The organism is Clostridium sp. OM05-9, assembly GCF_003481465.1.
In the GTDB taxonomy this organism is placed as follows: domain Bacteria; phylum Bacillota; class Clostridia; order Lachnospirales; family Lachnospiraceae; genus Coprococcus; species Coprococcus ammoniilyticus.
This window is the reverse complement of sequence record NZ_QULF01000002.1, coordinates 138,990-156,895: the sequence shown is the minus strand read 5'-3', so window position 1 is coordinate 156,895 and position 17,906 is coordinate 138,990. Positions and strand designations below refer to the sequence as shown.

The 17,906-nt window shown below is 40.8% G+C and carries 17 protein-coding genes and 2 tRNA genes; 3 read left to right on the top strand and 16 right to left on the bottom strand.

Annotated features, from left to right (window positions below; all coding sequences use genetic code 11):
- Nucleotides 1-17 precede the first annotated feature (17 nt).
- The 4 genes from DXB77_RS03780 to DXB77_RS03765 all read right to left on the bottom strand — a co-directional run bounded on the left by DXB77_RS03780 (nt 18) and on the right by DXB77_RS03765 (nt 6,852).
- On the bottom strand, nt 18-1,676 hold the full coding sequence (locus tag DXB77_RS03780) for a putative manganese-dependent inorganic diphosphatase (protein ID WP_117807641.1): 1,659 nt from the start codon (nt 1,674-1,676) through the stop codon (nt 18-20).
- Between the two features lie 80 nt (nt 1,677-1,756).
- Nucleotides 1,757-4,960, bottom strand: a complete 3,204-nt coding sequence (carB, locus tag DXB77_RS03775) for a carbamoyl-phosphate synthase large subunit (protein ID WP_117784906.1) — start codon at nt 4,958-4,960, stop codon at nt 1,757-1,759.
- A complete protein-coding gene (locus tag DXB77_RS03770; protein WP_117807642.1) occupies nt 4,960-6,033 on the bottom strand; it encodes a carbamoyl phosphate synthase small subunit in 1,074 nt (357 codons plus the stop codon). Before DXB77_RS03770 ends, carB begins: the two co-directional genes overlap by 1 nt.
- A 165-nt stretch (nt 6,034-6,198) precedes the next feature.
- Nucleotides 6,199-6,852, bottom strand: coding sequence for an epoxyqueuosine reductase QueH (locus DXB77_RS03765; protein WP_347475288.1), 654 nt, complete (start codon nt 6,850-6,852; stop codon nt 6,199-6,201).
- A gap of 148 nt (nt 6,853-7,000) precedes the next feature.
- On the opposite strand from DXB77_RS03765, the gene DXB77_RS03760 reads away from it, so the two are divergent.
- Nucleotides 7,001-7,234, top strand: a complete 234-nt coding sequence (locus tag DXB77_RS03760; RefSeq protein ID WP_021943757.1) for a hypothetical protein — start codon at nt 7,001-7,003, stop codon at nt 7,232-7,234.
- A 138-nt stretch (nt 7,235-7,372) separates the two neighbouring features.
- Here the strand turns inward: DXB77_RS03760 and DXB77_RS03755 are convergent, their stop codons facing one another.
- The 8 genes from DXB77_RS03755 to DXB77_RS03720 form a co-directional block, all read right to left on the bottom strand.
- The gene (locus DXB77_RS03755) at nt 7,373-7,789 is read right to left on the bottom strand and encodes a hypothetical protein (RefSeq protein WP_021943756.1); all 417 of its coding nucleotides are present in this window, start codon (nt 7,787-7,789) and stop codon (nt 7,373-7,375) included.
- 66 nt (nt 7,790-7,855) lie between these two features.
- A complete protein-coding gene (locus DXB77_RS03750; RefSeq protein WP_118614950.1) occupies nt 7,856-8,377 on the bottom strand; it encodes a DUF6106 family protein in 522 nt (173 codons plus the stop codon).
- Nucleotides 8,378-8,436: 59 nt separating this feature from the next.
- Complete coding sequence (locus DXB77_RS03745; protein WP_118662693.1) at nt 8,437-9,363, bottom strand: GNAT family N-acetyltransferase; 927 nt, start codon at nt 9,361-9,363, stop codon at nt 8,437-8,439.
- A gap of 12 nt (nt 9,364-9,375) precedes the next feature.
- Complete coding sequence (ispF, locus tag DXB77_RS03740; RefSeq protein ID WP_117807645.1) at nt 9,376-9,924, bottom strand: 2-C-methyl-D-erythritol 2,4-cyclodiphosphate synthase; 549 nt, start codon at nt 9,922-9,924, stop codon at nt 9,376-9,378.
- Between the two features lie 145 nt (nt 9,925-10,069).
- Nucleotides 10,070-10,143 (bottom strand) — tRNA-Met (locus DXB77_RS03735).
- Nucleotides 10,144-10,158: 15 nt separating this feature from the next.
- A tRNA-Val gene (locus tag DXB77_RS03730) sits at nt 10,159-10,231 on the bottom strand.
- Nucleotides 10,232-10,350: 119 nt separating this feature from the next.
- Nucleotides 10,351-10,875 carry a DUF1700 domain-containing protein gene (locus tag DXB77_RS03725; protein WP_117785011.1) on the bottom strand — a complete coding sequence of 175 codons (525 nt, stop codon included), beginning with the start codon at nt 10,873-10,875 and terminating at the stop codon, nt 10,351-10,353.
- 91 nt (nt 10,876-10,966) lie between these two features.
- A complete protein-coding gene (locus tag DXB77_RS03720; protein ID WP_226801002.1) occupies nt 10,967-12,034 on the bottom strand; it encodes a transglutaminase domain-containing protein in 1,068 nt (355 codons plus the stop codon).
- 199 nt (nt 12,035-12,233) lie between these two features.
- Between DXB77_RS03720 and argH the strand changes: the two genes are divergently transcribed.
- Together argH and DXB77_RS03710 are read left to right on the top strand one after the other, a co-directional pair.
- Nucleotides 12,234-13,619, top strand: coding sequence for an argininosuccinate lyase (gene argH / locus DXB77_RS03715; protein ID WP_118662692.1), 1,386 nt, complete (start codon nt 12,234-12,236; stop codon nt 13,617-13,619).
- Between the two features lie 15 nt (nt 13,620-13,634).
- The gene (locus DXB77_RS03710; protein ID WP_118662691.1) at nt 13,635-13,862 is read left to right on the top strand and encodes a hypothetical protein; all 228 of its coding nucleotides are present in this window, start codon (nt 13,635-13,637) and stop codon (nt 13,860-13,862) included.
- A gap of 292 nt (nt 13,863-14,154) precedes the next feature.
- Here the strand turns inward: DXB77_RS03710 and sigG are convergent, their stop codons facing one another.
- The 4 genes from sigG to DXB77_RS03690 all read right to left on the bottom strand — a co-directional run bounded on the left by sigG (nt 14,155) and on the right by DXB77_RS03690 (nt 17,893).
- Nucleotides 14,155-14,931, bottom strand: a complete 777-nt coding sequence (gene sigG / locus DXB77_RS03705) for an RNA polymerase sporulation sigma factor SigG (protein WP_021943748.1) — start codon at nt 14,929-14,931, stop codon at nt 14,155-14,157.
- Between the two features lie 101 nt (nt 14,932-15,032).
- The gene (locus DXB77_RS03700) at nt 15,033-16,631 is read right to left on the bottom strand and encodes a peptide chain release factor 3 (RefSeq protein ID WP_008400679.1); all 1,599 of its coding nucleotides are present in this window, start codon (nt 16,629-16,631) and stop codon (nt 15,033-15,035) included.
- Between the two features lie 2 nt (nt 16,632-16,633).
- The gene (locus tag DXB77_RS03695; protein ID WP_117822707.1) at nt 16,634-17,137 is read right to left on the bottom strand and encodes a helix-turn-helix transcriptional regulator; all 504 of its coding nucleotides are present in this window, start codon (nt 17,135-17,137) and stop codon (nt 16,634-16,636) included.
- Nucleotides 17,138-17,188: 51 nt separating this feature from the next.
- Nucleotides 17,189-17,893, bottom strand: coding sequence for a 4'-phosphopantetheinyl transferase superfamily protein (locus DXB77_RS03690; protein WP_118662690.1), 705 nt, complete (start codon nt 17,891-17,893; stop codon nt 17,189-17,191).
- Nucleotides 17,894-17,906 lie beyond the last annotated feature (13 nt).

The window sequence follows — 17,906 nt, the reverse complement described above, 5'->3', positions numbered from 1 at the left end:
GCCTTTCTGCCTTTATTCTATTCCGGCTGATCGAGTTCCTGTACAGCCCGAACCAGTGCCGGAACAATCTGTTTCTTTCTGGAAACCACGCCCTCCAGATATGCATAATGATCTACAAATTTCGTCTGGAACGCACGGGAACAGATCTCCTCTGCCTCATCTCCAAATGCCAGCATTCCGGAACTATCGTCTAAAATGCTTGTCATTACAAACAAAAATACATCACAGCCGTTTTCTGTATAATCGGTCAGATACTCGTACATACTCTTCTGTATCTGTTCAATCTCTCTGGTATTGATCGATGTGATCTGTCCGATCGCAAAGGTACGTCCGTCAATCTCAAATTTCTTATAATCCTGATGCAGAATCTCATCAATCGTCTTTCCCTTCAGATTACTTCCGGCATCGAACATTTCCATTGCAAAATCATTCACATTTATCTCTGCAAGCTGTGCAAGAGCATATGCTGCATTCTTATCCTCGCAGGTGCAGGTCGGCGATTTAAACAGCAGCGTATCTGATAAAATAGCCGCACACATCAATCCCGCAATCTTCTTATCCGGTATAATATTCTGTTCTCTGTACATCTGATATATGATCGTAGATGTACAGCCGACCGGCTGATTTCTGAAATAAACCGGTGCAAGTGTTTCTACATTTGCAATTCTGTGATGATCGATGATCTCCCGGATCTCTGCCTTGTCGATATTATCAACCGACTGGGTACGTTCATTATGATCGACCAGGATCACCTGTTTTTTTCTGGCATTGATGTAGTTACGTCTGGAAACCAATCCCAGATAATTCCCGCTCTTGTCTACGACAGGGAAATAACGGACTCTCGTCTTCGACATTACGCTTTTGATCGTTTCAACCGAATCATCCTCATTAAATGTCATGATATTATCACGAACCATAAAGAATCTTACCGGTATACTTTGACCGATCAGTCTGGCCACCTTATAGGTATCATTCTGTGATATGATGATCGAACAGCCCTTAAATGCTGCAAGTTTTACTACATCATCATCTACCTTATCTACCAGACAAAGGATCAGCATACCTGCTCCCTTTTCAATTGCCATCAGCTGGGATTCCTTCCGGTCACTTAAGATAACAAGGTCACCCGGTTTTATAAAATGCTCCATCAACTCCACATGAGCCGCTCCAATGATAACTTTTCCATTTGTGATATAGCTGTGTGGATTTCCACAAACCATCTCACCATCGATCGTTTCAATAATATGACGGCATCTGGTTCTCGCTTTATACAGAATGTCGTCCTCCGAATTCAACATATAAGCTTCTGCAATATCTCCGACAGTTAATATTCCACGAATCTTTCCATTCTCCACAACCGGCAACGTCGTTGCATCATTCTTCTGCATGATCTCAAATGCTTTCTTCATTGTTGTATCACCCGGTACACCGGAAACGAGTCGGTAAGAAATATCACTCAATTGGGTGTCCACGTTTTTGATCAACTCCGGCACTTCCACATCAAAATAATTTAATACAAATTCTGTTTCTTTATTGATATTACCCGCTCTTTTGGGAATATATTTATTTTCTGACTGATTCTTAAGATCTGCATACGCGATCGCTGAACAAATTGAATCCGTATCCGGATTCTTATGTCCGATCACAAATACCTCATCTCTTGGAATGTTATGCATATTCCACCTCCTATTAAGAACGCAAAACAGCCTGCTGCAAAATGCAGCAGCCTGTTTTGTCAGGTTGTATCATATTATACTTATAATTCGCTGATGTCAACCAGTGATAATCGTCTGTTTGCGGATGACTCCAAACTTGTAAGCAGCGCATTCGCTGTATCAAGGCTTGTAAGACAGGTAACACCGGTTTCAACTGCATGACGTCTGATCACGAAACCATCCTTGCTTCGTTCAATTCCCTGTGACGGAGTATCGATGATCAGATCGATCTCATGACTTAAGATCAGATCCAACAGATTTGGTGATGGTTCCTCTACTTTGTTGATCAGTTCAGCAGGTACTCCATTCTCATTCAGGATTCTACATGTGCTCTTTGTAGAGAAGATCTCATAACCAAGAGCCGCAAAACGTCTGCCGATTTCTACTGCATCCATCTTGTCTGCGTCCTTAACTGTAAGAATCATCTTCTTTGTCTTTGGAAGATTTACACCTGCACCAAGGAACGCCTTGTAAAGGGCTTCGTTGTAGTCCTTGGAGATACCAAGACATTCACCTGTTGATTTCATTTCCGGTCCCAGACTGATTTCAGCTCCACGGATCTTCTCAAATGAGAATACAGGCATCTTGATCGCAAAGTATTCTGCTTCCGGCTGAAGTCCCGGCTTATATCCCATATCCTTGATCTTCTCACCTGTGATAACACGGGTTGCAAGATCTACGATCGGAATACCGGTAACCTTGCTGATATATGGAACAGTACGGCTGGAACGAGGATTTACCTCAATTACATATACTTCATCATTGTATGCGATAAACTGTATATTGATCAGACCGATTACATGAAGGCTGTTTGCAAGCTTTCTTGTATAATCTTCAATTACACGTTTGATCTTTGGTGAAAGTGTCTGTGCAGGATATACAGAGATACTGTCACCGGAATGGATTCCGGCTCTCTCTACATGCTCCATGATACCAGGGATCAGGATGTCTTCTCCATCACATACGGCATCTACTTCTACTTCCTTACCCATGATATATTTATCAACCAGAACAGGATGCTCCTGAACATGTCTGTTGATGATATCCATGAATTCAATAATATCTTTATCAGAGATCGCGATCTGCATTCCCTGTCCACCTAATACATAAGAAGGTCTTACCAGAACCGGATAACCGAGTTCATTGGCTGCCTCTAAGGCTTCATCTCTGGTAAATACCGTCTTTCCGGCAGGTCTTGGGATACAACACTTCTCAAGGATCTCATCGAATAATTCTCTATCCTCAGCGGCATCTACATTCTCTGCACTTGTACCAAGGATCGGAACACCCATCTCCATCAGTGCTTCCGTCAGCTTGATCGCTGTCTGTCCGCCGAACTGAACAACCGCACCATCCGGTCTTTCCAGATCTACAATTGCTTCTACATCCTCTGCTGTCAGCGGCTCGAAATACAGCTTATTTGCAATATCAAAATCTGTACTGACTGTCTCAGGATTATTATTTACGATAATGGTCTGGTATCCCTTTCTCTCAAATGCCCATGTACTGTGTACGGAGCAGTAATCGAATTCGATACCCTGTCCGATACGAATAGGACCGGAACCAAGAACCATAACCTTCTTTACGGAATGATCTTCCTCTACTTCACTCTCACCGTCGAAGCAGGAATAATAGTATGGTGTAGATGCTTCAAACTCTGCAGCACAGGTATCAACCATCTTGAAAGATGCACGGATACCATAGCCATACCGCAGCTCTTTGATCTCTTTTGTTGTCTTTCCTGTAAGCTGTGCGATTACCTTATCCGGGAATTCTACACGCTTGATCTCCTTCATCAGTTCCTTGGAGATATCTCCCTTGGAATCACGGATCTCCTGTTCATAGTCAACCAGATTGTTGATCTTATCAATGAACCAAAGATCAATCTTTGTGATATCGTGAATTGCTTCCTGTGTAATGCCACGGCGAAGCGCCTCAGCAATAACAAAGATACGTCTGTCATCTACATGATGCAGAAGCTTTAAGATATCACTGTCAGACATATTCTTATATCTGCTGGAATGAAGACCATCTACATGCTGTTCCAGAGAACGGATTGCTTTCATCAATGCGCCCTCAAAGTTTGTGCAGATACTCATAACCTCACCGGTTGCCTTCATCTGTGTTGTCAGATCATGATCTGCCTTGATGAACTTATCAAACGGAAGTCTAGGAATCTTAACAACAACATAGTCCAGTGCAGGCTCAAAGCTTGCAAATGTCTTCTTGGTAATTGCATTCTTGATCTCATCCAGATTATAACCAAGTGCGATCTTTGCAGAAACCTTGGCGATCGGATAACCGGTTGCCTTGGATGCAAGTGCCGACGAACGGCTTACACGAGGATTTACTTCGATTACACAATATTCAAATGTAGTTGGATGTAATGCAAACTGTACGTTACAGCCACCACGGATATTTAATTCAGAAATAATATTTAATGCAGATGTACGAAGCATCTGATACTCTTTATCACCCAATGTCTGGGATGGTGCTACTACGATAGAGTCACCGGTATGGACACCGACCGGATCCAGATTCTCCATATTACAAACTGTAATACAGGTACCATTTGCATCACGCATTACTTCGTATTCGATCTCTTTCCAGCCTGCGATACAACGCTCTACCAGAACCTGACCGACACGGCTGAGTCTCAGACCATTCATCAGAATCTCGACAAACTCCTCTTCATTCTCAGCGATACCACCGCCGCTTCCGCCGAGGGTGTATGCCGGACGGAGTACAACCGGATATCCAATCTTCTTAACAAATTCGAGACCGGCTTTTACCGTTGTAACAACCTCAGATGGTGCTACAGGCTCATGGATTTTCTCCATGGTTTTCTTGAATTCCAGTCTGTCCTCTGCTTTTTTGATTGTTGAAGAAGATGTACCGATCAACATAACATCATGTTCTCTTAAGAAACCGGATTCTTCCAGTTCCATTGCGATATTTAAAGCTGCCTGACCACCCAGTGTTGGCAGAAGGCTGTCTGGTTTTTCTTTCTCGATCACTGCTTTTACAACATCGGCTGTTAATGGCTCAATGTATACCTTATCTGCGATATCCTTATCTGTCATGATCGTAGCCGGATTGGAGTTGATCAGAACAACGCAAAGACCTTCTTCTTTTAATGAACGACAAGCCTGTGTACCGGCATAGTCAAATTCTGCAGCCTGTCCGATTACGATAGGACCGGAGCCAATTACAACAACTTTTTTAATATTCGGATTCTTTGGCATTACTTAGACACCTCCATCATATTCATAAATACATCAAACAAGAAGTCTGTATCAAGAGGACCGGCACATGCTTCCGGATGGAACTGTACGGTCTGTGCATTCTTACCAAGGTAATGAACACCTTCTACTGTACCATCATTTACATTGATAAAGCTGACCTCGGCAACCTTTCTGTCAAGGCTCTCTTCTTTTACCATATATCCATGATTCTGGGTTGAAATATAAACCTTTCCGGTCTTTAAATCTTTTACAGGATGGTTCGCACCCCTGTGACCGTATTTCATCTTTACGGTATCGCCGCCATTTGCAAGTGCAAGCAGCTGATGTCCAAGACATATTGCAAAAATAGGAATATCTGTATCGAAAAGTTTTTTCACTTCTTTGATTGTAACCTTACAATCCTTTGGATCTCCAGGTCCGTTTGTTAACATGATGCCGTCCGGTGCATCTGCGATGATCTCCTCCGCAGGTGTCTCAGCAGGATATACGGTAACCTGACAGCCTCTCTTTAATAAAGATTTGATAATATTTCTCTTAACACCGAGATCGATAACAGCTACCTTGTAGCCATCTCCCGGATAAACTTTCTTTTCTTTGCATGTAACATCAAGAACAACATGTCCCATCTCCCATGCTTTGATCCGCTTCAGACAATCTTCAAGGTCATAAGAAGCATTTGTTGTGATCATGCCCTTCATTGTACCCTGATTTCTGAGGATCTTTGTCAATGCTCTGGTATCAACTCCCTCGATACCTGTTATATTGTTATTAATAAGGAACTGGTTAATACTCTGTTCACTTCTGAAGTTACTTGGCTTCTTCGCAATCTCTCTTACAATAAATCCTGACTGCCATGGTTTATCAGCCTCCATATCTTCCAGACATACACCATAATTACCAATCAACGGATATGTCATACAAACTGCCTGCCCGGCATAGGATGGGTCTGTCAACACCTCTAAGTAACCTGTCATAGACGTATTGAAAACAATTTCGCTTATGATCTCATCGGTTGCTCCAATACTGGTGCCTTCAAATACATGTCCATCTTCAAGTATCAAAAAAGCTTTCATAATACAATTCCTTTCTTCTTTTTTCTATTTTTGCTCAAAAAAAAAGAGTGAACAGAGAATCTGTGCACACATACAAAGATCCTCATCTGCCTCTTTTTTCTAGTTTTGTCAATTCTAACACATTTGTTATTGTTAGACAACACTTTTTCATCGAAATTCGTCAACTTATTTCTGAGCAGCTTCCTGCTTCATTTTTTCTGTTGCTTCATACGCTCTTCTGCTGAACTCACAACCGCAGAAGTTCTGTCTATATAAATTATATTTCTTTGAAAGCTCGATTGAGCGTTTATATCCGTTTTTCTTCTTAAAATCACTATGTAAAAACATTATACCATACTGCTCACCCAGCTCTTCTCCGATTTCATTGAGCCAGTCTGCATTTTTATGTGGACTGATCGACAAGGTTGTAGTGAAATAGTCATATCCATGTTCTTTTGCAAACGCGGCACTTTTATCCAGACGAAGTTTATAACAGGCATAACACCGTATCCCGCGTTCCGGCTCTTCTTCCATTCCTTTTGCCATTTCAAGAAACCGTTCGCTCTCATGCTCTTCCAGATATGACTCCACCCCATTCTCCTGATATACTTCATGAACAAAGCGTTTTAATTCATTCCAGCGTTTCCCGTATTCTTCATCACTTGTGATATTTGGATTATAAAAATAAGCAGTAATATCAAAATAATCGGTCAGAACTTCCAGGCAATGACTGGAACACGGGGCACAGCAGCAATGAAGCAGAAGCTTCTTCTTACTGCCGGAATCCGATATTTTCTTCAATTCTTCTTCCATCATAGTATAATAGTTTGCATTTTTCACTATTTATCTCTCCTTTTTTATCAAAAATAACGGAAGTTTTTTCCTTTTTTTGCCTTTTTGTGCATTATTAACAGTTGACTTTGTGCTATCTATACAATATACTATATTCAAACAAACATAGGCATACTATATGATGGAGGTGTTTATCATGACAGTTGAACAGGCAATCAAAAAATATAAATTACAGCCGGTAAGTGTCAGTGTTGCTAAAGTGAAGGCCAAAGAACTGAATGTGGAGGAAGTTTTGTACATGAATGTACAGAAGAATAAATACGCCTACATTGTTAAAGATGGTGCACGGGGAATCATGCTTTACTCCGACGAAAGAAGTCTTTATACCAAACTGTATAAAGGACTTAAGATGACTCCTCTTCAGCCATAATTTCGTATTTAATTTCACACCACATAAAAGAAGCTTATCATCAGAAGTCCGGGTTTCAGACCGGATCTGTTATAAGCTTTTTTTATTACTCTAAATGTCGCAGCTTCTTCAGCAATAAAAAACTCTCATTTCATTTATTCAAAATAATCTGTACTCCGGTAATTCCTCTCCAAACAGAAAATGCCTGATTCCATCATCCACAAATATTATGATCAATGAAAGAAACATCCACAGCACAGAATACGGCAGACATATCTGCCCCATTACATTATATGGCAGGTATGAATAATCCCATACTCCAACATGAAAGATCAGATTTACGATAACTCCGGTTACAAATTCAAACAAAGTTATGATCCCTGACGATAAAATCATCTGTAGCGGAATCGGCATTCTCGGGAACATCTGATTCAAACCTCCGCAGGCAATCATACACAGCCCCCCACAAATTATCATGGAATAATGAGAATAATCTCTGGTAAATATCTCAAGAAAATAATATACCATCCCTCCGGTCAAAAACAAAGACAGATATTTAAAAAAAGTAATCTTCATCGCAAGCACCTCTTTTTATAGTATCTGTCTTTCTGCTTATAAATATGTGTCTGTTCCTGACTTTCTCTATTCCCGGATTTTTCCCTTAAAAAATTGTTTTACATGTTCAATCGTCTTTGCATCAAGCTCTAACAGGACTTCCTCTGTGCGGTTATTCTTATTCAGAATAAAAGAATAAACAGGATTCTCTGTGTTCTTATCCTTTGAAGTGAAATTCATCGTTTTAATACCGGAATTTGCCTGATGCTCATTATCCCTATAGATTGAATCTACAGTCGTGATCTGCTTTACTTCTCCGCCTTCAAAATGATACATCTGTTTTCTGCTGCTCTTTGCGGTAATCCTTGCAACCTCAACATCATCATTTACGAACAAATATTCAAACTCACACTCTTTTCGATTGATTGCAAGTGAAAATATAATCACACCAACAACCGCAAGCGGAAGTCCAAAGATTGCGCCTCCCGGTACAAAGAACATAAAAAATGCTCCCACCACAGTGATAATTGCTCCAAGTACGATCAATGCCATGATTCCGGCAGAAGTCTTTGTTTTCACTATATGTTCTACATATCCATCTGTTGTCATTTTATTTCTCCTTTTTGTATATACATTCTATAATTATTATACATGGTATCCATACTTTTTTAAACCACTTCATTTATGAAAATATGATCTAATTTTCTATATAATTCTGTGCACTCCATATACGGCTCATAAAACATGATCCCATGACCTTTCTTTATCATCTTATGATTCGCATAAGTTCCAAACAGTTCGATTTCCGGAAATACCCGGATGCCACTCTCACAAACGCCATATAACAACGGATCAAGTGAACCGGTATCTGTACAATACTGAACGATCTCTGCATAATCTCCATCATACATAGTTCCATATACTGCCGCTATCTCATTCTCATCCTTTATGATATATACATCACCGAATAGAGACTGACATTCCATTCCAAGATCCTCCAGATAGGCTCTGGTTCGTGGTACAAAGAGATTATAGCATTGTGTCAGTTTTTCAGAAAAGCTCTCCAACTGTTCATCTGTTATATCTTCCAGCCCACAAAGCTCATAATTATTCTTCTCAGGTTTCAGATCTGTTATATTATAAAAGCCGCTTTCTACCACCGGAGCAAATCCCAGTCCTTTATAATAGATCTCTTTCTCCGGCATCAGATAAATATAATCGTAATTATTCTCTGCCGCATATGACAGTACATACTTCATTAACATCGACATAATTCCCTGTTTGCGAAATTCCGGGACTGTCGCAACTCCGACAACATAACCGCCCTTTTTATATGCTGTCACTCCTGCTGTCGTCTCAGCAAGAGTATATGGATTTAAATGCACCATGGAAATGATCTTAGAGCCATTCTTTGCCACAAAGATCTGATTCCTTATTGCTACACTTGAAAAATAATAATCCATATATGCATCCTGATCGTCAAATGACTGTTTCCAGAGTTTTCGTATCTCGTTCAAATCTTCCGCTCCGGCAATCTCTATCCTGATCGAATCAAACGATTTACAATCCATATGATCGTATCTTTCTTCATTCATACCCGAAACTACCTACTGCCTGACCGGACAGCCCTGACAACCGGCACAGCCTCCCTGATTCATTCCCATAACATCATAATCATAGTTTCCAACAGTCTCTAACAGACAGACAGCCTGTGAACTGATTCCAAGGCCTGCTCCGGTAAATCCCAGCTTTTCCTCTGTCGTAGCCTTCACATTCACCCTGTTCACCGGAAGCTCCAGACATTCTGCAATATTCTTTCTCATATCTTCTATATATGGGGCAAGCTTCGGCTGCTGTGCTATCACTGTCGCATCTATATTCTCTATAAAGAAAAAATTCTCGTCCAGAAGCTTCTTCACTTCCTTTAACAGCACCATGCTGTCTGCACCCTTATAACGGTCATCTGTATCCGGAAAATGCCTGCCGATATCTCCCAGTGCCGCTGCTCCAAGAAGCGCATCCATGATCGCATGTAGCAGAACATCTGCATCTGAATGCCCAAGCAGTCCTTTCTCATATGGAATCTCCACTCCGCCAAGGATCAACTTTCTGTCTTCTACCAATTTATGAACATCATAGCCCATTCCAACTCGCATATTTGATTTCTCCTTATTTCTTATTTACCCATCTCACCCGATGATAAAATGTTTATCCATTCTATAATAATTTATCCATTCATAATCAACAAACTTTTCGGCAAAGAAAAAAATCGTCATGACATTCATGACGATTAAAGGTTAGTAGCGGGAGGGGGATTTGAACCCTCGACACTGCGGGTATGAACCGCATGCTCTAGCCAACTGAGCTATCCCGCCATATTTTATTTTAAATGGGACCTACAGGGCTCGAACCTGTGACCCTCTGCTTGTAAGGCAGATGCTCTCCCAGCTGAGCTAAGATCCCATTTCGTTTGTGTTCTCTGTCGAACACCTTTGCTAGTATAAGGGATATACCGATAATTGTCAAGAACTTTTTTCAACTTTTTTTAAAACTTTTTTATCTGTTAAAAATTCTACTTCCGACTACATTCGATGATTGTCGATCAGACTGATAATCAGGTTCACAATAAACAAAATTGCAGCAACCGGAATGATCACATATACAAGAATCTTAACTCCAATCACAACAAGCAATACAATCAATGCAAGTAATAAAATAAGTCCGATTCCGATCACAACCTTCCCAAGCGTTGTAGAAAAATCAAGTTTTCCAAAGCAGACACTGGTATTTCCATTTTCATCCATTTTGACATGCCAGCCCTTTGGTGCGTCTTCTCCATCTCGGCTCACACTTCCGCGTCTGCCGCCTGTTGTCTCTGTATAAGTATAACTCTGTTCTGTCCGGTCAGCTCCTGCGGTATCAACAATCGTCTTTGCGATCAGTCGCCCGGAGCCAAGTTCCGCAACAATCTCCTCCTCAGTCTTTCCTTCTGCCAGTTTTCTCCGGAAATAAGACTCATAATATTCTATTGTTTCACAATATTTCTCATATGATACATTGCCATCCAGCCCTTCTCTGAGCTGATCCATAAATTCTTTCTTGCTCATATCTATCACACTTCACCCTCGCCTGTTCATCAGACATTGAGTTTTCCTTTCTCCCGTACTGTCGCGGGCATTTTGTTTTACAATAATAAAATCATGTATTTACATATACAATGATCACATAATATTCTCCCATATCTTCAACCAGATACTTAAGTTTTTTTATAGCCGAACTGTCATAGAGAAATGACAGATCCGGTCTGTCCGTATCCATATAATAAACAATTGCTTCGAGCACATCCGAGCGTCCGATCTGCTTCGTGATTCCTTTCTTATATGCTTCAAAATCATCAAATACTGCAAACGTCTTCACATAATAATTCATATCTGTATCTGTGCAGGTACGGTAAAACTCCCGTTCCCATGTATGATTTTCGGCAAGTGTATCATCTGTCAGATTAAAATATGTGTGTTTTACATATTCACCCATATCCGGAACCGCATCATCCCAGGTCAGATCAATATTATACCATTCCCCGTCAAGTTCTATCTGATTCCATGCATGCAGATCTCCATCCGCAGTCCCTACCACAATATCACAAGGAATATCCAAACAGGTCATCAGCATAAAAAATGCCTCTGCATAGCCATCGCAGACCGCCTTATGGGATACAAGAACACCATAAGCATCATATGCATCCTGCTGTTCCTCTGGAAAGCCATATACACAGTTCTTTATCAGATAATCATGTGCTGCTTTCTCCTTATCAAAATCGCTCATCGGTTCTTTGATGCAGGTCTTGTAAAATTCTATATATGAATCATACATGGCAAGTGCTTTCTTTTTATCCGATGGTATCTCTTCATCAAAAAGCACCTTCCGGATCACATAATAATTCTCACTCCGATCAAAAGAAAGTTGAATTGCAAGATAATCGCCGGAGGACACCAGTACTCGATAGGTATCTACACTTCCAAATGCCGAATCCACATATTTATTGATATCACTTATATCCTTTATCTTTACATTTTTTACATAAAAGATATCAGAATCATTTCCATCTTCCATCGAATGCATCACATTTGTTCGTAATGCTACCAGTCCGTCCACAACATCCTGACGATGAAATATATTAAAAAATGCCCATCTTCCTGTATAGAAAAGAACGATCAGCACAAGTGCCGTAATGATTCCTTTCAAAATAAAATGTCGTTTCTTCATCCAATCCATCCATTCTGACAATTTAGGTTATTTTATCATCTGTCCGCAACTGCTGTAAACCTGTAAATATCTATTTCATAAAAATTTGATATTTACCGTGCAAAATTCTTCTGCTAATCCCTGTTTTTGTTGATTAAGCTCTCATCCTGTTGTAAAATGAAACAGTTAAAATAAATTTAGAGAAAAGAGGAACTACATTATGGCACAGCTCTGGGGCGGTCGTTTTACAAAAGAAACAGACCAATTAGTATATAACTTTAATGCTTCGATCTCTTTTGATCAGAAGTTCTATAAACAGGATATCCGCGGAAGCATCGCACATGTTACTATGCTTGCAGCATCCGGCATTCTTACGGAAGCAGAACGTGATCAGATCATCGACGGCTTAAACAGCATCCTTACCGATGTAAAAAATGGCACACTTGAAATCACATCCAAATATGAAGATATTCACAGCTTTGTAGAAGCAAATCTGATCGACCGTATCGGTGATACCGGTAAGAAATTACATACCGGAAGAAGCCGTAATGATCAGGTAGCTCTTGATATGAAGCTCTATGTAAGAGATGAGATCGTCGAAATTAAAGCTCTTGTGCTGGAATTAATGAACACCTTACATTCCCTGATGAAGGAACATATTCACACATATATGCCCGGATTTACACATTTACAGAAGGCGCAGCCGATCACTCTCGCCCATCACTTTGGTGCATACATGGAGATGTTCAAGCGTGATTACGGCCGTCTGTGTGATATCTATGCAAGAATGAATTACTGTCCACTGGGTTCCGGTGCTTTAGCCGGCACAACTTACCCTCTGGATCGTGAGTTAACTGCTTCCCTGCTTGATTTTGCAGGTCCTACTCTTAACAGTATGGATTCTGTCGCAGACCGTGATTACTGCATCGAATTATTATCCGCTCTTTCAACGATCATGATGCATCTGAGCCGTTTCTCAGAGGAGATCATTATCTGGAATACAAATGAATATCAGTTTGTTGAACTGGATGACGCATACAGCACAGGAAGTTCGATCATGCCACAGAAAAAAAACCCTGATATCGCAGAGCTGGTTCGTGGTAAGACTGGACGTGTCTATGGCGCACTGACTTCTCTCCTTACCACAATGAAGGGAATTCCGCTTGCTTATAATAAGGATATGCAGGAGGATAAGGAATTTACCTTTGATGCAATTGATACTGTAAAGGGATGTATCGCATTATTTAATGGTATGATAAAGACTATGACTGTAAATAAAGACCGTATGGAAGCATCTGCAAAGAACGGATTTACAAATGCTACGGATGCTGCCGATTATCTGGTAAACCACGGTGTTCCATTCCGGGATGCGCACGGCATCGTAGGTGAACTGGTTCTCACCTGTATCGAACGGAACATCTCACTGGATGAGCTTCCATTAGACGACTACAAGGCAATCTGCCCGGTATTTGAAGACGACATCTATCAGGCGATCAGTATGGAAGAATGTGTCAATAAACGTAATACGATTGGTGCTCCGGGGCCGGAAGCCATGAATAAGATCATCGAGATCAACGAAGCTTATCTGAAGGATCTGAATAAGTAAGGAGATGAATCAGAATTGAATCGAACAACAAAAGCAAAATATGATCTGGCAGAACGAATGTTAAATGTTCACATCGAACCGGCCGAAGTTGCCATGATGAGTGATCTTCCACTTGAGGAAGTAGAAAAGCTGAAAGCAAATCTCATGAAAAACAGCGACACCGGCAGCACAACCGTTCAGGATTATATGGCAGAGCTTGCCACCGAAGCCAAGTCACAATTAGAAGCCAAACAAAAAAATTAAATAGGTCAAAGCAAAAAAGCAAAATAAATGTAAAAAACTATACTATAATATGGGAAATCACAATAACACAGATTTACCCGTAAACAGATAAAGAGGTATCTATATTTTGTTCTACTGACCCTTTTCATGTCGGTCCTTAACAAACCGCAAGGCGGTGCGTTTAGTACCGCTACGTGATAACTGAGACCTTACCAAGGCTATCAGCCGAGGTTAGTTCGAAGTTATACAGCGTAAAATAGAATGAAAATGCTCTGTAGAAATAATATATAGATACCTCTTTATCGTTCATGTCTCATCGAAGGTAGCCTTTTAGCGATTTGATTGCACTCTTTTCGATACGGCTGACCTGCGCCTGTGAAATGGCGATCTCCGATGCGACCTCGGTCTGTGTCTTTCCTTCAAAGAAACGGAGCCTTAATATATTATATTCTCTCTCATTTAATTTCTTCATTGCCTCTTTCAATGAAATATTCTCTACCCAATTTTCTTCTTTATTCTTCTTATCACTTAACTGATCTACGATATATAACGTATCTCCGCCTTCCTGATAAACAGGCTCATATAATGAAACCGGTGTCGATATGGCATCCAGTGCTGTCGTGATATCTTCCGGTGCTACATCGATCTCCTTTGCAATTTCATCCACGGTCGGTTCCCGATCCAGCTTCTTTAACAAAGCATCCTTTGTGTAGATCGCCTTATATGCAATATCTCTTAACGACCTGGATACCCTGATACTGTTATTATCCCGCAGATACCTCCGGCATTCTCCGAGTATCATCGGAACTGCATACGTCGAAAACTTCACATCCAGACTCCGGTCAAAATTATCAATTGCTTTTATCAATCCTATGCATCCAACCTGAAACAGATCGTCAGGGTTCTCATTTGAATTCGAAAATCTCTGGATCACACTCAGAACCAGTCGCAGATTGCCCTTGATAAAGGTCTCTCTGGCAGCCATATCTCCCTGCTCGATCCTGTCAAACAATTCATCCTTTTCCTTGTCTGTCAGTAACGGAAGTCTGGCTGTATTCACACCACATATCACTACCCTGTTCAGTGCCATATCATGTTCCTCCTGCTTATGTCTGCCTGTCCGTCAAACGGATTTTTTCTTAGGCCTCATAAGAAAAGGATTTACATTTTCAGGGTAGATTATTCATTTATTTAATTCTTTCTGAACTCTAACAGTTCCAGTCCTTCATTATGCTCAAGCACCTGATTGATAACCCATTCATTTGCAAATAATAACAATGGATTACCCTTCATATCCTTCACCTTCTTAACATCGCTGACACGTTTCAGCTTTGTAAGATCTGTAGATGGATCTTTTACCCAGCGGATATAGTTATAAGGGATCGGCTCTAAACGGATCTCACATCCATATTCATTCTCCAGTCTGTATTTTAATACATCAAACTGAAGAACACCTACAACACCTACGATAATCTCCGACAATCCTGCTGTAAACTCCTGAAAGATCTGAATTGCACCCTCCTGTGCAATCTGAGTAACACCCTGTACAAACTGCTTACGTTTCATCGTATTCATCTGAACAACTCGGCAGAAATGCTCCGGCGCAAATGTCGGGATTCCTTCGTACTGAAATTTCTTACCCGGAAATGTAAGAGTATCACCGATTGAAAATAATCCCGGATCAAATACACCGATTACATCACCCGCATATGCTTCTTCTACGATCTTACGATCCTGCGCCATAAGCTGCTGCGGCTGGGATAATTTTAATTTACGCTTGCTGGCTGCATGGTAAACCTCCATACCGGCTTCAAATTTACCTGAACAGATACGCATAAATGCGATTCTGTCACGATGCGCTTTATTCATATTTGCCTGTATCTTAAAGACAAAAGCTGAAAATGGTTCTGTAACCGGATCGATCACACCCTGATCCGACATTCTTCCAAGCGGAGGTGTCGTCATTTTCAGGAAATAATTCAGGAACATATCGATACCGAATGTATTCAGTGCAGAACCAAAGAATACGGGTGAAAGCTCTCCCTTCTGAACCTTCTCGAGATCGACTTCATCGGTTGCACCGTCAACCAATTCAATTTCTTCCTTAAACTGGTCATACAGGTACGGTCCGATCAGATCCTTAAGCTCCTGATCCTCAATATGATATTGCGTCTCCGCAGCCTTCTTCGCACCACCGGTTGAGATAGCTTCAAAGGTATCGACCATCTTGGTCTCTCTGTCATAGACACCCTTAAATTCCTTACCGGAACCGATTGGCCAATTCATCGGACAGGTACGTATTCCAAGGACATTTTCAATCTCATCTAACAATTCAAATGTATCTCTTGCATCACGATCCATCTTATTAATAAATGTAAAAATCGGGATATGACGCATTACACAGACCTTAAAAAGCTTGATCGTCTGTGCCTCTACACCCTTTGATGCATCAATAACCATAACAGCAGAATCCGCAGCCATCAGGGTTCGATATGTGTCTTCTGAGAAATCCTGATGTCCCGGTGTATCAAGAATATTGATACAGTAGCCTTCATAATTAAACTGAAGAACGGATGAGGTAACTGATATACCTCTCTCCTTCTCAATATCCATCCAATCGGATACCGCATATTTGGAATTTGCTTTTCCTTTTACCGATCCTGCCGTATTGATCGCACCACCAAACAGGAGAAACTTCTCTGTTAAAGTTGTCTTACCGGCATCCGGGTGGGATATGATCGCAAATGTTCTTCTTTTCTTAATCTCGTTTTCGATATTCTTGTCTGCCATTTCTAATTTCCTCTTTTACTCATAATTGAATCTTTATTTTTTTTAGCCCACATCATCAACGATTGAATGTTGACCGACATTTTTTCCAATTCAGACAGAACCGAATCAAACTGCTCCAGTTCTCCTTCATCTACAATTCCATCGGAAGTGATATTGATCAGTTGCTCCGTGATATTCTCCATCTTCTGAGAAGATCCAAGGAACTGAAGGATCAGTCGATCCAGGCTATCTGCATTGATCGGTTTCACTGTCTCACGACCGATTGCACACTCCCCTGAGCAATACATATTACAAAGCTCCGGTATCTCATATACATCCGCCATCCCCAGAACTTCTTCCGGATAAGGAACTGACATGCCAAGCTCGATCCGTGATAACCGCGTCCGGTCAATATTTAAAATCTCAGCCGTCTTTTCCCGGCTGGTAAGATTTGGATTATTCTTTGATGCATTATATCTTGCGATATAATACGGATTATTCAGTGCTTTCGTAGCTTTTTTACTCATATCATGTTCCTCCAAAACTTCACTTATGTATCAGTACATAAATTTTCATCATCATATTACCACACAATCTACATTCTGAGAAGAAAAAAGAATCGACATATCAGAAAATACAGTTTCTTCTAACAAACCTTCTTTATCTGCACAGGCACAGAGATTATATTTCCGACCTGTTTTATCTGTTATTCTGAATTCCCGGAAATAGATATTTTTCTTTTTCATCTCTGAACGATCCATAATTTTTTTCTGAGTCGGTTCTGAAAAATCAAGTCCTTTTCCTGTCATCTTACCAAATGATTCCATCCGGGTCCAGACCCGTGCAAAATATAACGCAGCCGCATCCGGATCCAACTTCTTATATTGTTCTCTGTCCGCTTCTGAAAATAACCGATTCACGATCTTCTCCCGTCCACCCTGGATCAGCTCGATATCAATGCCACAGGACAAATCACACTTCGATTCTTTGTGAAAGATCAGCGCTGCAATGCATCCGCTGTGGCTGATATTAAATGCTATCTCAGGGTGATCTGCCAGATAAACCTTGCCATGCTCCATGATCTGATAGCGACAGTCTTTCTCAGACAAATGACACTCTTTTAACGCCCGGTCAAGCAAAATTCCCGCAGCAACCGACAATTTCTTATCCTTCTCATATCGAAGCCTATTCACTTTTTCCAAACGATACTCAGACAGCTCTTCCAGATACTTTTTCATCTGCTCCTCTGTCATATCCGACACATCCGCATACCAAATCAACATGGAAATTTTCCTT

Coding starts and splice junctions, on each gene's coding strand:
- DXB77_RS03780 (WP_117807641.1), bottom strand. CDS start 1,676: ATGCATAACATTCCAAGAGATGAGGTATTTGTGATCGGACATAAGAAT.
- carB (WP_117784906.1), bottom strand. CDS start 4,960: ATGCCAAAGAATCCGAATATTAAAAAAGTTGTTGTAATTGGCTCCGGT.
- DXB77_RS03770 (WP_117807642.1), bottom strand. CDS start 6,033: ATGAAAGCTTTTTTGATACTTGAAGATGGACATGTATTTGAAGGCACC.
- DXB77_RS03760 (WP_021943757.1), top strand. CDS start 7,001: ATGACAGTTGAACAGGCAATCAAAAAATATAAATTACAGCCGGTAAGT.
- DXB77_RS03755 (WP_021943756.1), bottom strand. CDS start 7,789: ATGAAGATTACTTTTTTTAAATATCTGTCTTTGTTTTTGACCGGAGGG.
- DXB77_RS03750 (WP_118614950.1), bottom strand. CDS start 8,377: ATGACAACAGATGGATATGTAGAACATATAGTGAAAACAAAGACTTCT.
- DXB77_RS03745 (WP_118662693.1), bottom strand. CDS start 9,363: ATGAATGAAGAAAGATACGATCATATGGATTGTAAATCGTTTGATTCG.
- ispF (WP_117807645.1), bottom strand. CDS start 9,924: ATGCGAGTTGGAATGGGCTATGATGTTCATAAATTGGTAGAAGACAGA.
- DXB77_RS03725 (WP_117785011.1), bottom strand. CDS start 10,875: ATGAGCAAGAAAGAATTTATGGATCAGCTCAGAGAAGGGCTGGATGGC.
- DXB77_RS03720 (WP_226801002.1), bottom strand. CDS start 12,034: ATGAAGAAACGACATTTTATTTTGAAAGGAATCATTACGGCACTTGTG.
- argH (WP_118662692.1), top strand. CDS start 12,234: ATGGCACAGCTCTGGGGCGGTCGTTTTACAAAAGAAACAGACCAATTA.
- sigG (WP_021943748.1), bottom strand. CDS start 14,931: ATGGCACTGAACAGGGTAGTGATATGTGGTGTGAATACAGCCAGACTT.
- DXB77_RS03700 (WP_008400679.1), bottom strand. CDS start 16,631: ATGGCAGACAAGAATATCGAAAACGAGATTAAGAAAAGAAGAACATTT.
- DXB77_RS03695 (WP_117822707.1), bottom strand. CDS start 17,137: ATGAGTAAAAAAGCTACGAAAGCACTGAATAATCCGTATTATATCGCA.
- DXB77_RS03690 (WP_118662690.1), bottom strand. CDS start 17,893: ATGTTGATTTGGTATGCGGATGTGTCGGATATGACAGAGGAGCAGATG.